The sequence below is a fragment of the Moraxella canis genome (genome assembly GCF_034424565.1).
Classification (GTDB): Bacteria; Pseudomonadota; Gammaproteobacteria; order Pseudomonadales; family Moraxellaceae; genus Moraxella; species Moraxella canis.
In genome coordinates, this window is the sequence record NZ_CP139961.1 from 282,445 (window position 1) to 299,329 (window position 16,885).

Below are 16,885 nucleotides of genomic sequence, written 5' to 3' on the forward strand. Positions count from 1 at the left end.
TGGAGTAACTCATGGCAGATTTTAATAAAATTCTAGACGCAGGCGATGTTGATGGCGGTATCATCAATGTGGTTGTTGAAATTCCTACTGGCTCAAACCACAAAATTGAATGGAACCGCCACTTGGCGTGTTTTGAGCTTGATCGTGTTGAGCCGATTGCGTTTGCTAAGCCATGCAACTACGGCTTCATCCCTCAAACCCTAGATGAAGATGGCGATGAGCTTGACGCCTTGATCATCACAGAGCAGCCTTTGACCACAGGCATTTTCCTAAAAGCCAAAGTAATCGGCGTTATGAAGTTTGTGGATGATGGTGAAGTGGATGATAAAGTGATCGTTGTCCCTGCTGACGATCGTAATAATGGCAATGCTTATAACAGCTTAGAAGATTTGCCTAAGCAGCTGATCAAGCAGCTTCAATTCCATTTTAGTCATTACAAAGATCTAAAAAAACCAGGCTCAACCGTTGTTGAAGGTTTTTTTGATGCTGATGTAGCCAAAGAAGTGATCAAAGAAAGCCAAAAGCGTTGGACTGAGCAATAATTTGGGCATATCAATAAAAATGGTCGAAAATCAGTTTTCGACCATTTTTAATACTCATCTTTGGGTGGAATGATATCAATTTGGATGACATAATCCATGATGGGCGGTCTACTACCAAATGCATCGTATTGTAAACGAATGACATGACGACCATTTTTGGTCACCACAAATCCGCCATTGTCAAAATCATGCCAATCAGGGCGTATTAAGCTAAGCTCAATCCGTCGATCCGAGACGCTCGCCTCAACAGTGTCGCCAATATTAGGATAAATGAAATAATCACAAGAATCGGTCGCCAAGGTGTCGTGTCTTAATATTTGAGTGCGATCAACCTTTTTTTGTACCAATCTTGGGCAGCTGTTTTGGGCTTTGGCTTTTTTGAGCAGATTGGGAGCATTCACTGTACTATTTTTGGGCTGCTGAAGACCAATATGCGCAGACGCATCTTTGCTTGCCTGATCCTCTTGACAAGCAGTTAATCCCATCAGCGATAATATCATCGCAGCAGGATAGCTGTTATAATTTTTAAGCGTTTGCTTAATTGGTAGCAGTATCTTCACCATCAACACACTTTATGGCTGCATCATCAAAAATGTCAGATAATTGATCAGTCATCATCTCGCTCATATCCATTCACACACATCATACCGACTCAATGACATCAGCAAACATTGCATTCAACAATTTTGCCAAATCATTTGGATGGATACCAACATCACAGCCACGCTTACCGCCGCTGACATACATACACTCAAGGTGTTTTGCTTGGGTTTGTATCACGGTCTTTAGGCGCTTTTTTTGAGCCAATGGACTGATGCCACCCACCAGGTAACCGGTGATTCTCTCGGCATCTTCAGCGTTCGCCATTTGTAATTTTTTAGCGCCCACCGCCATTGCCAGTTTTTTGAGACTCAATCGACAATCCACAGGTAAAATTGCCACAAAGTAGACTTTGCCGTCTGTCGCCAATAATGTCTTAAACACTTGATCAGCGGGCAAATTAAGTTTTTGAGCAGCTTCAAGCCCAAAGCTAGATGCATTTGGATCATGCTCATACTCAAGCACCTGATGAGCAATTTTTTGTTTTTGTAACAATTTGATAGCAGGTGTCATGACAGTCCATGAGTCAGTTTAATCAGATGTATTAATTTTCAATGGGCTTTAGTGGTGGCACAACGTCAGCATTTTGGGCACGATGGCGCAAGTAATGATCCAAAATCACAATGGCAAGCATCGCCTCTGCAATTGGTGTGGCACGCACACCCACACAAGGATCATGGCGACCTTTGGTAATCACATCAACCGCCTCGCCATCAAGATTGATCGTTTTGCCAGGCGTGGTGATGCTGGCGGTGGGTTTTAGCGCAATGGCAACACGGATCGTTTGACCACTGGAGATACCACCCAAAATACCGCCAGCATGATTGGCAGCAAAGCCATCAGGTGTCAGCTCATCTCGGCTGTCGTGTCCAAATTGTGCCGCCACATCAAAACCATCGCCAATCTCTACCGCCTTAACCGCATTGATCGACATCATGGCGTGTGCGATATCAGCGTCTAAGCGATCAAACACAGGCTCACCAAGACCTACAGGCACATTCTCGGCAAATATCTCAAGCCTAGCGCCGCAGCTTGTACCCTGTTCGCGCAGTGATGTCACCAACTCTTCAAATCTAGGAATGGCTTCGGCATCCCCGCAGAAAAATGGATTATTATTCACCAAGTCCCAATCTAGTGTCTGTGCTTTTTGGGTGCCAATTTGAGTGACATGACCGCGTATCACGATGCCCAAGCGCTCTTTAAGGTACTTCTTAGCAATCGCACCTGCCGCCACACGCATTGCGGTCTCTCGCGCAGAGGAACGACCGCCGCCACGATAATCTCGAAAGCCATATTTCATCGTGTAAGTGTAGTCAGCATGATTTGGGCGGAATGTATTGGCGATATTGCCATAATCTTTGGATTTTTGATCAGTATTGCGAATCAATAGCCCAATGGGTGTGCCAGTGGTACGTCCTTCAAAGACGCCAGAGATAATCTCAACCACATCTGCTTCTTTTCTTTGAGTGGCGAATTTAGATGTGCCGGGCTTGCGGCGATCAAGCTCAACTTGCAGATCTTCTGCGCTCAGCATGAGCCCGGGTGGCACACCGTCCACAATCGCCATCAAACCTGCGCCATGCGATTCCCCACATGTCGTCACAGTAAATATTTGCCCAATGGTATTGCCTGCCATGATGCCACCTTCATCCGATTTGTATAAAAATTGCGTTATTTTAGCATATTTTAGGCAATTAAAAAGCAGGATATTTGATACCCTGCCTTCTAAAAATTCTGATCATTTATAAAAATTTACCGCAGCACGCCTTAAATTTTTCGCCAGAGCCACATAAACATGGCTGCTTACCGCTCAAAGTAATTGGCAGTGTCGGATCAAGAAAATACCACCGATCTTGCCCATTTTCATTGATTGTCACAAATGCTGAGCGCTCATTATGACATCCTTGGGTGCCCGACTCTTCAAAATACGCACGAAAATGCACTTGAGCATGGCGCTTACCTATTTTGGGAGCAGTAGTCATGATCTCAAGATGGTGCCAATGGGTTTGCTCTGCCCATGCCTTTAGCGCAGATACGTCTAAAAGCGGCTGCAAAGCCGGTACCGTGGTTTGTATGATGTAGTCAATATCTTGAAGTACAAACGCACTGTAACGAGAGCGCATCAGGCATTCGGCAGTCGGCGCAAACTCACTGCCATCATGATACCGATGGCAGCAGTTGGCATAGCTTTTCAGCGAGCCACACGGGCATTCCTTGACTGCTTTCAAGAGGTGATTTTCTCAAGTAAGACTTTTTGGGCGTCGTGCGTGCCACCTGACAATGAAAGCGGATGCCACTCTCCATTACCTGACAGCTCCCAAGCCTGCACATCATCTTCTAGATAGTTAATCAAACCATCTTCATAAATTTTCTTAAAGATCTTTTTATCAAGCACAGGGAATGCCACTTCGACACGATGCAGTAGGTTTCGATCCATCAAGTCTGCTGAGCTACAGTACAGGCGCTCTTCGCCCCCATTTTCAACATCATTACCAAAATAATAGACGCGCGTATGTTCCAAGAATCGACCCACAATGGAGCGAACACGGATATTTTCAGACAGACCTGCCACTTGCGGACGAAGACAGCAAATAGAGCGTACAATCAAATCAATTTGAACACCCGCGATGCTTGCTTCATACAGTTTATTGATCATTTTTCGCTCTGTCAGCGCGTTGAATTTCATGATGACGCGCCCTTTTTTGCCGGCTTTGACATGAGCAATTTCATCATCAATCAGACGCATCAAGGTATCATGCAGCGTAAATGGCGCATGAAGAATCTGCTTGGATGGTACGGGTCTACCCATCCCTGTCAGCTGCTGGAACACGCCTGCCACATCTTCGGTGACTTCGGTATTGGCAGTGAACAGACCATAGTCTGTATAGGCTTTGGCATTCCCTGCGTGGTAGTTGCCTGTGCCTAAATGCACATAGCGGCGAATTTTACCATTTTCACGGCGCACGATAAGCATCATTTTGGCATGCGTCTTGTAGCCTACGATACCATAAACCACCACAGCACCTGCTTCTTGAAGCATATTGGCGACAGCGATGTTTGACGCTTCATCAAACCTTGCGCGCAGCTCAATGACAGCAGTCACTTCTTTACCGCTTCGAGCGGCAGCAGCAAGCGCCTGAACGATCTCAGAGTTCACCCCTGAGCGATAAATGGTCTGCTTAATGGCAAGAACATTGGGATCATTTGCCGCCTGCCACAGCAAGTTAATCACCGGATTAAAGGTATGAAATGGATGATGGACAAGCACATCTTGGCGTGATATTGCCGCAAACATCGAGCCTGCACTGCCCATATCTATATCACGAAACGCCTTTGGCATGGCAGGCGTAAAGGGTTTGAATTTCAATTCAGGTCGATCAAAACTGGTCAAAAGCCGCGTTAGATTCACAGGACCATTGACGCGATACAGCTGAGATTCATCTAGCTCAAATTCATCCAATAGAAAATCGCAAATTTCTTGAGGACAATTTGTGGTAACTTCCAATCGCACTTCTTGACCAAAGCGGCGATTATCAAGTTCACCTTCTAAAGCTTTGGCAATATCATCGACATCATCAGCCAGTGCCAAATCAGCGTTTCGAGTGAGTCGGAACTGATAGCAGCCAGTTACTTTCATACCCAAAAACAGCTCATTGACATGCTCATGAATGACCGCCGAGAGCATGACATGATGCTCTTTACCATCGGTGATCTCATCAGGCAGGCGAATGACACGAGGCAATGAACGAGGCGCAGGTACGATCGCACGATTGATATCACGACCAAAGGCATCTTTCCCTTCTAGACTGATGATGAAGTTCAAAGATTTGTTCACAAGTCTTGGGAAAGGATGCGCCGGATCAATGCTGATCGGTGTCAATACGGGCTTAACTTGGCTTAAGAAGTATTCTCTTAGCCATGCGCGCTGTTCTGCATCCAGCTCATCACGGCGCAGATAGCGGATTTCGTGCTTGGCAAGCTGTGGCAGGATTTCATCATTTAAAATCTGATACTGCTGAGCGACGGCACCATGAGCGATATCGCTGATGATTTGCAAAATTTCGCTGGGCTTACGACCATCTAGGCTGCTCACCTGATCGCCTTGCTTCATTTTTTGTAATAAGCCAGCAACGCGAATCTCAAAAAACTCATCTAAGTTTGAGGAAAAAATGGTCAAAAAGAACATACGCTCAAGCAAAGGATGATTTGGATTGGCTGCTTGCGCTAAGACTCTGAGCTGAAATCTCAACGCCGATAAGTCACGATTGATATAGCATTCAGGCGTAAAACCACCCTTTTCATCAAATAAATGATCAATCTGAGTCAGATGCGACTTAGCTTCTGGTTCGCTCACAGGAACATTAGCTACTGTTTCGCTCGCAGGAACAGGGGCATCTGCCAAATCAAGCTCACCAAGAGCGATTGGGCTTGAGTAGCTTTGAGCGCTTTGCTCAACTTGGTCGGGTTGATCAGGTTGGTAAATTTGAGTGTTTTGGTTAGTTTGATCAAGTTGATCGGTTGGCTTGTTAGTGTCAGCTTGATTGGCTTGATTGACATTATTCATAGTGTTAATCATGGCATGTTCCCTAAAAGTTGCCAAAATTTGGAGGATGGATGTGTATAATGCCTGAAGGCGAAATTTATGATTCATATTGCATTTCGATGATTACAGCTTAAATTATTGTTGAACTTAATTAACCGGTCACCGACTGCCATGTGGGCACTTGTGGATCCCCGTCAAAGTACCAAAAATTAATGACAGCTTAATGACAAATCAAGCTGATAATGTCTATATTATAACTCTCAAACTATCTCAGGGAATCTGTGCGCTATTCATTCGCCGCATGATGATTCTTTGCTTATTTCTGAGTCGCTTGGCGTTTAGCCTTTCTCCATAATATTTAGGATTTGGTAACAAACTGATAAGCAAAGCTGCTTGATCACGGCTTAAGTTCGTCGCCGAACGCCCAAAATAATGTCGTGATGCCGCTTCAATGCCATAAATCCCCTCGCCAAATTCAGCCACATTCAGATACACCTCCAAAATGCGCTGCTTTGACCATAAGGTTTCCATCATCACGACAATAATGGCTTCTTCTGCTTTTCTGACATAAGAGCGATGCGACGTCAAAAATAAATTTTTTGCCAGTTGCTGACTGATGGTTGATCCTCCGGCAGAGACAGCGCCCTGAGCTTCATTCGAGCGCATCGCTGTTTGCATGCTATCAAAATCAAAGCCGCGGTGCATAACAAATTTACCATCTTCACTGGCAATGGCGGCTTGCTTGGCTGACTTAGCAATGCGATCATAATCCACCCAAGTTTGGGTAACACTGCCACCTGACAGCCTGTGCCAAAGCATAAATGCGGAATTTTGAACAGGTAAATTTCCCCACACCACCAACAGCCCTGCCACCATCACATGAAAACTAAAAAACAGTACTAATAAAGGCGCAAGAATCCATTTAAAAAATGTGCGAAACACGCTAAAATACTCATCTGTTAATCAATGCACCTATCATACCTTATCAGCGCTTTATTGTATAGCCTTGCAAATCTATGTCAAATTATCTAAGCTTACAGACACTTAAGGCGCTTGGGCAGCTTTCTGATGATCGCCATGCGCTATCAAAACTGCCCAAACAAGCGTATCAGCCCATCCATGCCCAAATTTTGGCAACTTTGGGCGCGGCAAATCAAGACTGGTATTTGCTTGGCACAGAAGGCTGTCATCTATGCCACAGCGCTCAAGCCATCATAGAGCAAGCTTTATCAATGACCAGCACACCGCTGACTTTTGGCGTTCTGGATTTGGCAGATAGCCAAGATGAATCACTGATTGACGCACTTGGCACACACATTCCCATTTTGATCACTCAAGATCAAATGATGCTGTATCCTTTTGGGCTGATGGATGTGATGAATTTACTCAATGAATCAGCTTTTAGACCGTTTTAAGCTTAATAAAAATGCCATCATCATTGACAGCATCTTAATCAAACTACACTCTACACAAGACGAGCACTGGCAAGCTCGGTCAGCAGATGCAGCCCCTGACGATAGCGATTGTTGGGTAGATTATTAAGGGCTTGTTGGGCTTTTTGAGTTTCTTCAAGTGCACGCGTCTTACAGTAGTCAAGCGCACCAGATGACTGCACAAGCTTAATGAGCACTTGCACATCATCGACTTTGCCTGTTTGCACCGCGATGCGCAGCTTATCGTACGCTGCAGGATCAGTATTTTTTAAGAGTTCTAAGGTTTTGATGATGGGCAGCGTAGGCTTGCCCTCTGCCAAATCATCGCCCAAGTTTTTGCCCATGACGGCAGCATCACCACTAAAATCCAATACATCATCAATCATCTGAAAGGCATTGCCAAAATGGTAAGCAAATGCGCCCAAATCATCAAGTAGCTCATCACGACCTTGTAGCAGCGCCGCGCCTTTGGTCGCCATCATAAATAGCCTAGAGGTTTTACCATCAATGATTTGCAAATAGTCAGCTTCTACGGTTTTGGGGTTATGCTGATGCTGCAGCTGAAGCACCTCGCCTTCGGCGATATCACAAGTGCCATCACTGAATAATTTTAACAGCGGCAAATTATTAAAGCCGACCAATAAATTGAATGATCGAGCAATCAAATAATCCCCCACCAAAACCGCCGTCGGATTGTCCCAAGTGGCGTTTGCTGTCGGTTTGCCTCGTCTAAGACCTGAAGCATCGATCACATCATCATGCACCAAAGTCGCCGTGTGCAGCATCTCAGTGATCGCCGCCAACTGCATCGCTTGCTCACTTTGTACATCATTCAGCATTCGCGCCGTCAAAAGTGTGATCAAAGGACGCATTCTTTTACCGCCTGCGTCGATCACATGTTTAGAGACGCTCATCACCAGTTGCACTTTGGAATTTAGACTGCCAAAGACTTGTTTGTCCATAATGGCAAAGTCTTCAGAAACAATGGCTTGGATATCGGCATAAGTCAGCTGAGAGGCATTCATAATTGATAAATCTGTCTTAAAATCAAAAACGCTATCATAGCATAAAATTATGACAACTCAAACCTTGCATTGATGCTTTCAAAAGGCTTGGACGAAATTATTTATCGGTCAGTTGGTTGGATTGGTTAGAAAAAAATTTCATAACTTTATGTTATTTTTTAATAGAGAAAATCAACTTTTCTGCTTGTAAATCAACCAAACTATAGGCATAATGTGGATTTAAATTTGTGCCTACGCCCCAAGCCACTGTACACACCCAAATTATACAGGGAGTCAACCATGAGCCAACCCATTACACAACATAAAGAAATTGATGACGTGAATATTGAACAATTCATTCCGCTGATTACACCAAATCGACTCAAAAGCGAACTGCCATTATCTGATGCTGCTTATAAGACTGTTCTTGAAGGAAGAAAAACCATCCAAGATATTTTAGATGGCGTAGATAAGCGTATTTTGGTTGTCGTCGGACCTTGCTCTATTCACGATCCAGTCGCCGCGCATGAATACGCTGATAAGCTTAAAATTCTTTCAGAAGAACTTAAAAATGAGCTGTTCATCGTGATGCGCGTTTATTTTGAAAAGCCGCGCACAACCACAGGATGGAAAGGCTTGATCAATGACCCTGATATGAATGACAGCTTTGATATCGAAAAAGGCTTACATATCGCAAGAAAGCTTTTGCTTGAGCTGAATGAAAAAGGTCTGCCTTGTGCCACTGAAGCGCTTGATCCCAATACTCCGCAGTACATGCAAGATTTGATCAGCTGGTCTGCCATTGGCGCACGTACGACCGAAAGTCAGACGCATCGTGAGATGAGCTCTGGACTATCTTGCCCTGTCGGCTTCAAAAATGGTACAGACGGCAGCATGACGGTCGCGGTCAATGCCATGCAGGCAGTGCAGTCAGGTCACAGCTTTTTGGGATTGTCTGGCGACGGTCAAGTCTCTATCATCAAATCCAAAGGCAACCGCTATGCGCATGTCGTGCTACGCGGCGGCAATGACAAGCCCAATTATGACGAAACCGCGGTCGCTGCTGCCGAAAATGAGCTTGCCAAAGGCAAAACCAATGGCAAAATCATGATCGATGCCAGCCATGCCAACAGTGGCAAAGACCCATATTTACAACCTATGGTCATCCAAAATGTCGCCAGCCAAATCGAGCATGGCAATCTGTCTATCATGGGCTTGATGATCGAAAGTCATCTTAAGGGCGGTCGCCAAAATATCCCTGTTAATTTGGCGGATTTGGAGTACGGTAAGTCTGTCACAGACGGCTGTTTGGATTGGGAGGCGACAGTTGAGACCTTGCGCGCCTTTGCCAAAACAGTGAAGACGCACCTGCCAAATCGCTAAAATATCCCAAAATACCCAAAAACCGCTTTTGATTAGCGGTTTTTGTTTCATCTTAATTTATCAAAATATCATCAGAAGATCAGTATGAGCAATCCAAGCTTTAAAGATTTATTATCAAAGTCACTCCAAGAAGACCTAAAACAAATGGTCAAGCCTTCCGCCAAACCTGAATTGGCAACTGGCAAGCCCAATGAAAACGTACAACTGCCCAGCTCAAAAGCCATCGCCAATGAAGTCAAACGCTTCAATCACGATGCCATCACTGATGACACCGTGCTGTTTATGCAGGCGATGAGCGGTGTTACACCTCTAAAAACTGATGCCGTCGTCAGCCACACCAAGCCCGCCCAAGCTGATGAAAATGTGCTGCGTCGCCGTGCGTCAGCCGAAGGCGGCGAGCAGATCGAAGGCATTTTGTCTGATATGCAAGCTTTATTAAATCCTGTAGCGGGCGAGGCTTTTTTATCCTACAAAAATCCCACCCTACAAAACAAAGTCTTTGAGCAGCTCAAACAAGGCAAACTGCGCTGGTATGATGCGGTAGATTTACATGGCTCAAGCATTGAAGATGCGCGCAATGCCGTCTTATTGCTCATCAACCAAGCGATCAATAAAGGCGAAACCGTCGTCAAGATTGTGCACGGCAAGGGTAAAGATGCCATCATCAAAACCTGTGTGAATGGCTGGCTGCGCCAAATGGAAGATGTCATGGCTTTCGTCTCTGCACCTGCCAAAGATGGCGGCAATGGCTCGGTGTTGGTGCTACTCAAAAAGAAGTCATCCAAAAAAGATCCGTAACAAAAACCAACAAAACCTATCATAATGAGTGCCATTTGGGATAATTAAGCCTTCTATAATGATTGTGGTAGTGATTAAACTATCTTTTGGTACGATGATCAAATCAGCTTTAGGCTTGGTTTGTCATCGACTGACACACATTCACTCAGGGGAATTATGATGAACGCTCAAAAAGTTGCTATTGTTACAGGCTCTGCTGCAGGACTCGGTAAAGCCATCGCCACTCGGCTTGCCAAAGATGGCTTTGCGGTAGTTTTGCACGATATTAATGAAGAAAATCTTAATCAAACTAAGCAAGACTTCGACTCACAAGGATACAAAAGCATCGCTGTTCAAGGCGACAGCGCCAATCGCGATGACCAATTTCGACTCGTTCAAGAAGCAGTAGAGGCATTTGGTCAGGTCGATGTCTTTGTCAATAATGCAGGCGTAGAATCTGTGGAGCCTTTTATGCAAATTCAGGGCGATGAGATTGATCGGGTGCTTGGCATCAATATCAAAGGTGTGATTTATGGCACGCAAGCTGCTGCCGAACAGATGAAAAAACAAGATGGTGTTGGCAAGATCATCAATGCATGCAGCATCGCAGGACATGAATCTTATGAAATGCTCAGTTTATACTGCGCTTCCAAACATGCGGTACGCTCATTGACCCACTCTACCGCCAAAGAACTTGCGCCTTATAATATTCGTGTGAATGCTTACTGCCCTGGTGTGGCTGACACGCCCATGTGGGAGCGCATCGATGCTGCCTTTGTCAAGCACAAAGACTATCAGCCTAAGCAAGCTTGGAATGAGTTTACCAGTGGTATTTTGGTAGGTCGCCCTCAAGAGCCTGATGATGTTGCCAATTTGGTTTCTTTCTTGGCATCTTCTGATGCTGACTATATCACAGGTCAGACCATCTTAACTGATGGCGGTATGGTGTTTAGATAAACGCCGTTGATGTTGGCAATGATCTGGATTGAGTGACAAAAATAAAACGCTGTTTTGGCAGCGTTTTATTTTATTTATCAAAATCAATCTGCGATTTTCTCACCGTGGATGGCTAAGTCAAGACCTTGATATTCATCTTCAGCATCGACACGCAGACCGATGGTGTATTTGATGACAAGTCCAATAATCGCCGTCATCACTGCGCTGTATGCGATGGTGGCAAGCACGCCTTCAATTTGTAGCCATAATTGAGTTGCCATGCTCACTTCAGCGGCATCTGGATAAATGGCTGAGCTGACAAAAACCCCAGTCAATACCGCACCCACAATACCGCCCACACCATGCAATCCAAACGCATCCAAGCTATCATCAATACCCAAACGGCGCTTACCATAATGAATCATAACAAAGCAAGCAATTGCTGTGATCGCGCCGATGGCAAGTGCACCAAAGACATCAACAAAGCCTGCCGCAGGTGTAATACCAACTAAGCCTGCGATCGCACCTGAAGCACCGCCAAGCGCAGACGCTTTTTTGCGCACAATATATTCACATGCCATCCAAGCGATCGCGCCAATCGCTGCTGCCACCTGTGATACGACCAGTGCCATCGCCGCTGATCCGTTGGCTCCCAAAGCTGATCCACCATTAAATCCAAACCAGCCTACCCATACCAAGCCTGCACCAATGAGCGTGAGTGAAAGATTTGCAGGTGCCAAAATACCTTTGCCATAATCTTTACGCTTGCCAAGTAATGCTGCCAGCACCAGCCCTGCCACACCAGCATTGATATGAACGACTGTACCTCCAGCAAAATCAAGCGCATCTCCAGTGAGCCAGCCACCGCCCCACACCCAGTGACAAATCGGCGCATACACCAGCACAACCCAAGCGGCAGAAAACCACATAAACGCGCCAAACTTAATACGCTCTGCCAATGAGCCTGCTAAGATTGCCACTGTAATCACTGCAAAAGTCAGCTGAAAGACCACGAACAAGATCACAGGAATGGTACCGCTGACATCATCAAGCCCAATATTAGCCAGCATCACATGATCAAACCCGCCCACAAAGGCATTAAAACTACCCTCTGAAAACGCCAACGAGTAGCCTATGACCACCCAAAGCACCGACACCACAGCCGTAGCGCCATAGCTGTGCATCATGGTTGATAAGATATTTTTCTTACGCACCATCCCAGCATAAAACAGCGCAAGCCCTGGCAGTGTCATCATCAAAACCAATGCCGTCGATATCAAAACCCAAGCCGTATCACCAGTATCCAGTACATCTTCAGCATATGCCAAATTTGATGCACTCAGCAAGCCAAGCCCAACGCTCAGCGACGCCCATTTACCAAACCGATTCATGACCCTCTCCCTTTTTCATTGTAGTCATATTAAATTATAATGCCGCTTCGTCCATCTCGCCTGTGCGGATTCGGATCACCTGCTCAAGCGAAGTCACAAAAATTTTACCGTCACCAATACGACCTGTATTCGTATTTTGTATAATCACTTGAATCACTTGCTCAACCATTTCATCAGTTGTAGCGATTTCAATTTTGATTTTTGGTAAGAAATCGACGACATACTCTGCACCACGATACATTTCGGTATGACCTTGCTGGCGACCAAAGCCTTTTACTTCGGTTGCAGTGACGCCTTGTACACCGATATCCGACAACCCTTCGCGTACTGCATCTAGCTTAAATGGCTTGATGATGGCACTGATTAGCTTCATAAAAACACTCCCTATTTGACCTAGATTCATAACTTAAATTTCTTGGTGGAAACAGTATGCAAAATTTTTAGTAAAAAGAAAAACAGTTTATTTTGATAAAAAATTCTTTATTTATAGTATTTTCTTATAATATTATAGATTTTACTATTTAATTAAAATTCTAACCAATGATGCGTTAATTAAATGATATTATTCAGACTGTTTTTATAGGATCTTGTAGGCTTGAATTAGTCATTGCAAGCGCCTTGACATGGCATTACAATACAGTCAAACTTTCGATGAATTTAGTTATTAAAATTGAGAAGATTATGAAAAATACATCATCACTGACCATCGGCATCGTGGCAGGTGAAGTTTCAGGGGATGCGCTTGGCGGTGATTTTATGCAGCAAATGAACGCCCTGCACCCAAACATTCGCTGGGTCGGTGTTGGCGGACGATCCATGGCGGTACAAGGGCTAAGCTCAGTGATCGATATGCAGCGCTTATCGGTGATGGGCTTGGCAGAGGTGATGATGCATTTGCCCGATTTACTAAAAGCCAAAAAGCAGATCATCAGCGCATTTCAAGATCATCACATCGATCTATTTATTGGCATTGATGCGCCTGATTTTAATCTACGAATTGGTAAGGTTTTAAAAAATCAGGGCATATTTTGTGTGCAATACGTCAGCCCGTCGGTATGGGCATGGCGCGAAGGTCGCATTCATCACATTAAGGCGGCGACGGATTTGGTGCTGTGTTTGTTTCCTTTTGAATTGGGCGTGTACCAAAAGCACGCCCATCCTGCTGTCTGCGTCGGACATCCACTTTTGAATAAACTACACGCCGATCAAAATCCGCCAAAGACTCGTTTGCAGAATTTTATTCAACAATTTAATGACAAATATCATGGCACGGCAGCGCTCACGCAAGCAAGTCACATCATCTGTATCATGGCAGGCTCGCGCACTTCTGAGATTCAAGCCATTTTACCGCTATTATTAACAAGCGCCCAAAAAATTCATCAGCAGCTACCAAGCGCTCAGTTTGTGCTGCCAGTGGTGAGCGCCGAGCATGCGCAACTGGTGACTGAAATTTTACACGCTCATCATACCAGCTTGATCGATTGCGTGCATATTTTGGATCATCGCAATCAGTCTCAAAAGACAAATCAGCTTGCGATCAGTCATGCTTGCATGACGATCAGTGACGTGGTGCTTTTGGCATCAGGTACAGCCACGCTAGAATGCTTATTGCTTGAGCGCCCCATGGTCGTGGTCTATAAAGTCAATCCACTGACCTTTATGATCGCCAAGCGCTTGGTCAAAATTCCTTATGTCTCACTGCCTAACATCTTGGCTGATCAGCATCTTGGTCGCCCGATCGTGCCTGAGCTACTACAATCTGACGCCACCGCCGAAAAAGTCAGCACTGAAGCGCTAGAAATTCTACATGACCCAAGTAAGCAAAGCGCGCATCTGAGCGAAATTTCGGCGTGGCTGCGCAGCCAAAGTCGCCAAAGTCCTGCCAAAGCAGTGTTAGACCACTATTTGATGAACGCCAGAAATTAATATGAAAAACACCATCTCACCACTGGCAAAGCTTATGAATGATTGCACCATCCATACTAAGCCCAATGCCACTTTATCAAGTCAAGCACCCATCATCGGTATCGATGAGGTTGGACGAGGTGCGCTGTTCGGAAATATGACTGTCGGGGCGGTCATCTTACCTGATGAGCTCAGCGGTCGCTTTGATGAGATAGATTTAACGCCTACTAACATTTCTTTATTAAACGACAGTAAAAAGCTGAGCGAAAAACGCCGAGAGCAGCTGTTTGGCATCATCTCAGATGTGGCACTTGACTATGTGATTGTTGATGTTCCAAGGGTGATCATTGATGAGATAAATATTTATCAAGCCACGATGCTTGGTATGCGCCTTGTCATTGAGACATTAATTATGAAGCATGGTTTAAGTGAAATAAACACAACCATCTTGGTGGATGGCAATCAGCTGCCTTCAATGGTTGGCGGATTAGGCGAGCATTTTAAGATTCATGCGATGATCAAAGGTGATGCCACGCATAGCAGTATTGCTTGTGCTAGTATACTGGCTAAAGTACATCGCGATCGTTTGATGGTTGAGTATGCCAAATCTTATCCTGAGTATCTGCTCGATAAGCATAAAGGCTATTTGACCGCCAAGCATAAAGCTGCTATCTTAGAATATGGCATTTTACCTGAGCATCGTCGCAGCTTTTCACCGATTCGTGAATTATATGATCAAGGATTTACCAATCTAAATCACTGGTAGTCATAGCGACCACCACATATCAAACATCTGACGGCTGAATCACCATAAATACAAAAGCGGGCATTACCCGCTTTTTTTATCGTTTTTTCTCGGCACGCTTAAACCGCTGAATGCGTTTTTTCTCGCGCATCAGCTTAGCTTTATTCTTGACGACGGGATTTTTCTTACCTTCATATGGGTTGGCGTTTTGCTTAAACTCCACATGCAGCGGCGTCCCTTCAAGCTTATACACTTCGCGAAACACATTTTCAAGATAGCGCTGATAGCTTTTGGGAAGTGAAGAAGTTTGATTGCCGTGAATGACGATCACTGGGGGATTATGCCCACCCAAATGCGCATATCTTAGCTTAATTCTACGACCACCCACCATCGGCGGCGGATGACTAGCAACAGCATCTTCCAAGATTCGCGTCAGCTGATTGGTTGACACCTTAAACATCGATGCTTCATAAGCTTTATGGATCGAAGGATAAAGATTGCCCACGCCATTGCCATATAAAGCAGAAATTAAATGAATTTTTACCCAAGGCACAAAATTAAAACGGCGATCAATTTCAATTTTTACATAATCTTTTTGATCTTGGCTTAAGCCATCCCATTTATTGATTGCCACGACAATGGCGCGCCCTGCGTCTAGTGCATAGCCAAGCATATGCAAATCTTGATCAACAATGCCTTCTTTGGCATCGATGACTACTACCACGACATTGGCATCTTTGATCGCTTGCAGCGTCTTAACCACAGAAAATTTTTCTACTTTCTCATCAATGCGACCGCGGCGGCGCACACCTGCCGTATCGATCAGGACATAGCTGCGCCCTTCTCGCTCAAAAGGAATATAAATACTATCACGCGTCGTGCCAGGCATATCAAAGACCACCACGCGATCTTCGCCAAGCAAGCGATTGACCAAGGTCGATTTACCGACATTAGGGCGACCAATGATGGCAAGTTTCAAGGCTTTGTCATCAAGTTCATCTTCAGGCACATCTTCGGGCATATCCGCCGTCAAAGACTCAAGTAAATTGGTAACACCCCTGCCGTGACTAGCTGCGGTGGCGTAGGACTCACCAAATCCCAAGGCAAAAAACTCTGCATATGCCGCTTCGTGAACGCCATCCATCTTGTTTGCCACCAAAAATACAGGCTTACCCAAGGTGTGCAAAAAACGGGCAATTTCACTGTCCGCACCAATCAATCCTGCACGCGCATCTACCACAAAAACAACGATATCTGCTTCATGAATCGCCGTGTATGACTGAGTCGCCATGTAATCGTCGATATTGCCTGAACCATCATCCATCTCGCCGATACCACCAGTGTCAACGACAATGAATGACTTATTTTCAAAATGTGCATCGCCGTACTGACGGTCACGGGTTAGACCTGCCAAATCCGCCACCAGTGCTTGACGACTCTTAGTCAACTGATTAAATAAGGTCGATTTGCCGACATTGGGGCGACCAATCAAGGCGACCACAGGTTTTATACTCATGTTTTACTCTTAATATATTGAAATTAAATCTATAGCACTTTGGATGTGATGCTGTATTAATAATCAGTAACCCAAAACAGCAAAACCTTTGCCACTCATGAAGTGACAAA

Annotated in this window: 17 protein-coding genes; 7 read left to right on the top strand and 10 right to left on the bottom strand. The window is 45.0% G+C overall.

Annotated elements, in window-relative coordinates; translation table 11 throughout:
* Positions 1 to 11: 11 nt before the first annotated feature.
* Positions 12 to 542, top strand: coding sequence for an inorganic diphosphatase (locus U0021_RS01205; RefSeq protein ID WP_049235802.1), 531 nt, complete (start codon positions 12 to 14; stop codon positions 540 to 542).
* A gap of 47 nt (positions 543 to 589) precedes the next feature.
* Here U0021_RS01205 and U0021_RS01210 read toward each other — a convergent pair whose 3' ends face one another.
* From U0021_RS01210 to mtgA, 6 genes are all read right to left on the bottom strand, one after another.
* On the bottom strand, positions 590 to 1,105 hold the full coding sequence (locus tag U0021_RS01210; RefSeq protein ID WP_114800476.1) for a hypothetical protein: 516 nt from the start codon (positions 1,103 to 1,105) through the stop codon (positions 590 to 592).
* Between the two features lie 79 nt (positions 1,106 to 1,184).
* Positions 1,185 to 1,655 (bottom strand): Cys-tRNA(Pro) deacylase, encoded by a 471-nt coding sequence (gene ybaK / locus U0021_RS01215; RefSeq protein ID WP_114800477.1) that lies wholly within the window; start codon positions 1,653 to 1,655, stop codon positions 1,185 to 1,187.
* 31 nt (positions 1,656 to 1,686) lie between these two features.
* On the bottom strand, positions 1,687 to 2,778 hold the full coding sequence (gene aroC, locus U0021_RS01220) for a chorismate synthase (protein WP_114800478.1): 1,092 nt from the start codon (positions 2,776 to 2,778) through the stop codon (positions 1,687 to 1,689).
* A 106-nt stretch (positions 2,779 to 2,884) separates the two neighbouring features.
* Positions 2,885 to 3,370 (bottom strand): YchJ family protein, encoded by a 486-nt coding sequence (locus U0021_RS01225; protein ID WP_114800479.1) that lies wholly within the window; start codon positions 3,368 to 3,370, stop codon positions 2,885 to 2,887.
* A complete protein-coding gene (gene ppk1, locus U0021_RS01230) occupies positions 3,367 to 5,793 on the bottom strand; it encodes a polyphosphate kinase 1 (RefSeq protein ID WP_407666565.1) in 2,427 nt (808 codons plus the stop codon). The genes U0021_RS01225 and ppk1 overlap by 4 nt, the downstream gene beginning before the upstream one ends.
* Before the next feature lie 162 nt (positions 5,794 to 5,955).
* On the bottom strand, positions 5,956 to 6,627 hold the full coding sequence (mtgA, locus tag U0021_RS01235) for a monofunctional biosynthetic peptidoglycan transglycosylase (RefSeq protein ID WP_114800480.1): 672 nt from the start codon (positions 6,625 to 6,627) through the stop codon (positions 5,956 to 5,958).
* A gap of 74 nt (positions 6,628 to 6,701) precedes the next feature.
* Here mtgA and U0021_RS01240 point away from each other — a divergent pair, with 74 nt between their 5' ends.
* Complete coding sequence (locus U0021_RS01240; protein ID WP_114800481.1) at positions 6,702 to 7,100, top strand: thioredoxin domain-containing protein; 399 nt, start codon at positions 6,702 to 6,704, stop codon at positions 7,098 to 7,100.
* Positions 7,101 to 7,150: 50 nt separating this feature from the next.
* On the opposite strand, the gene U0021_RS01245 is transcribed toward U0021_RS01240, so the two are convergent.
* Positions 7,151 to 8,143: a polyprenyl synthetase family protein gene (locus tag U0021_RS01245; protein ID WP_264756299.1), complete on the bottom strand. Its 993-nt coding sequence runs from the start codon at positions 8,141 to 8,143 to the stop codon at positions 7,151 to 7,153.
* 279 nt (positions 8,144 to 8,422) lie between these two features.
* Between U0021_RS01245 and U0021_RS01250 the strand changes: the two genes are divergently transcribed.
* From U0021_RS01250 to U0021_RS01260, 3 genes are all read left to right on the top strand, one after another.
* The gene (locus U0021_RS01250) at positions 8,423 to 9,505 is read left to right on the top strand and encodes a 3-deoxy-7-phosphoheptulonate synthase (RefSeq protein ID WP_078255724.1); all 1,083 of its coding nucleotides are present in this window, start codon (positions 8,423 to 8,425) and stop codon (positions 9,503 to 9,505) included.
* A gap of 84 nt (positions 9,506 to 9,589) precedes the next feature.
* Positions 9,590 to 10,303 carry a Smr/MutS family protein gene (locus U0021_RS01255; protein WP_114800483.1) on the top strand — a complete coding sequence of 238 codons (714 nt, stop codon included), beginning with the start codon at positions 9,590 to 9,592 and terminating at the stop codon, positions 10,301 to 10,303.
* A gap of 159 nt (positions 10,304 to 10,462) precedes the next feature.
* The gene (locus U0021_RS01260; protein WP_078255722.1) at positions 10,463 to 11,239 is read left to right on the top strand and encodes an acetoin reductase; all 777 of its coding nucleotides are present in this window, start codon (positions 10,463 to 10,465) and stop codon (positions 11,237 to 11,239) included.
* An 83-nt stretch (positions 11,240 to 11,322) separates the two neighbouring features.
* Here the strand turns inward: U0021_RS01260 and U0021_RS01265 are convergent, their stop codons facing one another.
* Both U0021_RS01265 and U0021_RS01270 read right to left on the bottom strand, forming a co-directional pair.
* The gene (locus U0021_RS01265) at positions 11,323 to 12,609 is read right to left on the bottom strand and encodes an ammonium transporter (protein ID WP_114800484.1); all 1,287 of its coding nucleotides are present in this window, start codon (positions 12,607 to 12,609) and stop codon (positions 11,323 to 11,325) included.
* A gap of 34 nt (positions 12,610 to 12,643) precedes the next feature.
* The gene (locus tag U0021_RS01270) at positions 12,644 to 12,982 is read right to left on the bottom strand and encodes a P-II family nitrogen regulator (protein WP_049235790.1); all 339 of its coding nucleotides are present in this window, start codon (positions 12,980 to 12,982) and stop codon (positions 12,644 to 12,646) included.
* A gap of 308 nt (positions 12,983 to 13,290) precedes the next feature.
* Between U0021_RS01270 and lpxB the strand changes: the two genes are divergently transcribed.
* Both lpxB and U0021_RS01280 read left to right on the top strand, forming a co-directional pair.
* Positions 13,291 to 14,535 (top strand): lipid-A-disaccharide synthase, encoded by a 1,245-nt coding sequence (gene lpxB, locus U0021_RS01275; protein WP_114800485.1) that lies wholly within the window; start codon positions 13,291 to 13,293, stop codon positions 14,533 to 14,535.
* Between the two features lies 1 nt (position 14,536).
* The gene (locus U0021_RS01280; protein ID WP_227538700.1) at positions 14,537 to 15,280 is read left to right on the top strand and encodes a ribonuclease HII; all 744 of its coding nucleotides are present in this window, start codon (positions 14,537 to 14,539) and stop codon (positions 15,278 to 15,280) included.
* A gap of 76 nt (positions 15,281 to 15,356) precedes the next feature.
* Here the strand turns inward: U0021_RS01280 and der are convergent, their stop codons facing one another.
* Positions 15,357 to 16,775: a ribosome biogenesis GTPase Der gene (der, locus tag U0021_RS01285; RefSeq protein ID WP_114800486.1), complete on the bottom strand. Its 1,419-nt coding sequence runs from the start codon at positions 16,773 to 16,775 to the stop codon at positions 15,357 to 15,359.
* Between the last annotated feature and the right edge of the window lie 110 nt (positions 16,776 to 16,885).

What these genes read in the sequence shown, in the direction of transcription:
- ybaK (WP_114800477.1), bottom strand. Translation starts at nt 1,655, where the DNA reads ATGACACCTGCTATCAAATTGTTACAAAAACAAAAAATTGCTCATCAG.
- U0021_RS01265 (WP_114800484.1), bottom strand. Translation starts at nt 12,609, where the DNA reads ATGAATCGGTTTGGTAAATGGGCGTCGCTGAGCGTTGGGCTTGGCTTG.
- U0021_RS01245 (WP_264756299.1), bottom strand. Translation starts at nt 8,143, where the DNA reads ATGAATGCCTCTCAGCTGACTTATGCCGATATCCAAGCCATTGTTTCT.
- U0021_RS01255 (WP_114800483.1), top strand. Translation starts at nt 9,590, where the DNA reads ATGAGCAATCCAAGCTTTAAAGATTTATTATCAAAGTCACTCCAAGAA.
- U0021_RS01210 (WP_114800476.1), bottom strand. Translation starts at nt 1,105, where the DNA reads ATGGTGAAGATACTGCTACCAATTAAGCAAACGCTTAAAAATTATAAC.
- der (WP_114800486.1), bottom strand. Translation starts at nt 16,775, where the DNA reads ATGAGTATAAAACCTGTGGTCGCCTTGATTGGTCGCCCCAATGTCGGC.
- U0021_RS01260 (WP_078255722.1), top strand. Translation starts at nt 10,463, where the DNA reads ATGAACGCTCAAAAAGTTGCTATTGTTACAGGCTCTGCTGCAGGACTC.
- lpxB (WP_114800485.1), top strand. Translation starts at nt 13,291, where the DNA reads ATGAAAAATACATCATCACTGACCATCGGCATCGTGGCAGGTGAAGTT.
- U0021_RS01270 (WP_049235790.1), bottom strand. Translation starts at nt 12,982, where the DNA reads ATGAAGCTAATCAGTGCCATCATCAAGCCATTTAAGCTAGATGCAGTA.
- aroC (WP_114800478.1), bottom strand. Translation starts at nt 2,778, where the DNA reads ATGGCAGGCAATACCATTGGGCAAATATTTACTGTGACGACATGTGGG.
- U0021_RS01240 (WP_114800481.1), top strand. Translation starts at nt 6,702, where the DNA reads ATGTCAAATTATCTAAGCTTACAGACACTTAAGGCGCTTGGGCAGCTT.
- ppk1 (WP_407666565.1), bottom strand. Translation starts at nt 5,793, where the DNA reads ATGAATCATAAATTTCGCCTTCAGGCATTATACACATCCATCCTCCAA.
- U0021_RS01280 (WP_227538700.1), top strand. Translation starts at nt 14,537, where the DNA reads ATGAAAAACACCATCTCACCACTGGCAAAGCTTATGAATGATTGCACC.
- U0021_RS01250 (WP_078255724.1), top strand. Translation starts at nt 8,423, where the DNA reads ATGAGCCAACCCATTACACAACATAAAGAAATTGATGACGTGAATATT.
- U0021_RS01205 (WP_049235802.1), top strand. Translation starts at nt 12, where the DNA reads ATGGCAGATTTTAATAAAATTCTAGACGCAGGCGATGTTGATGGCGGT.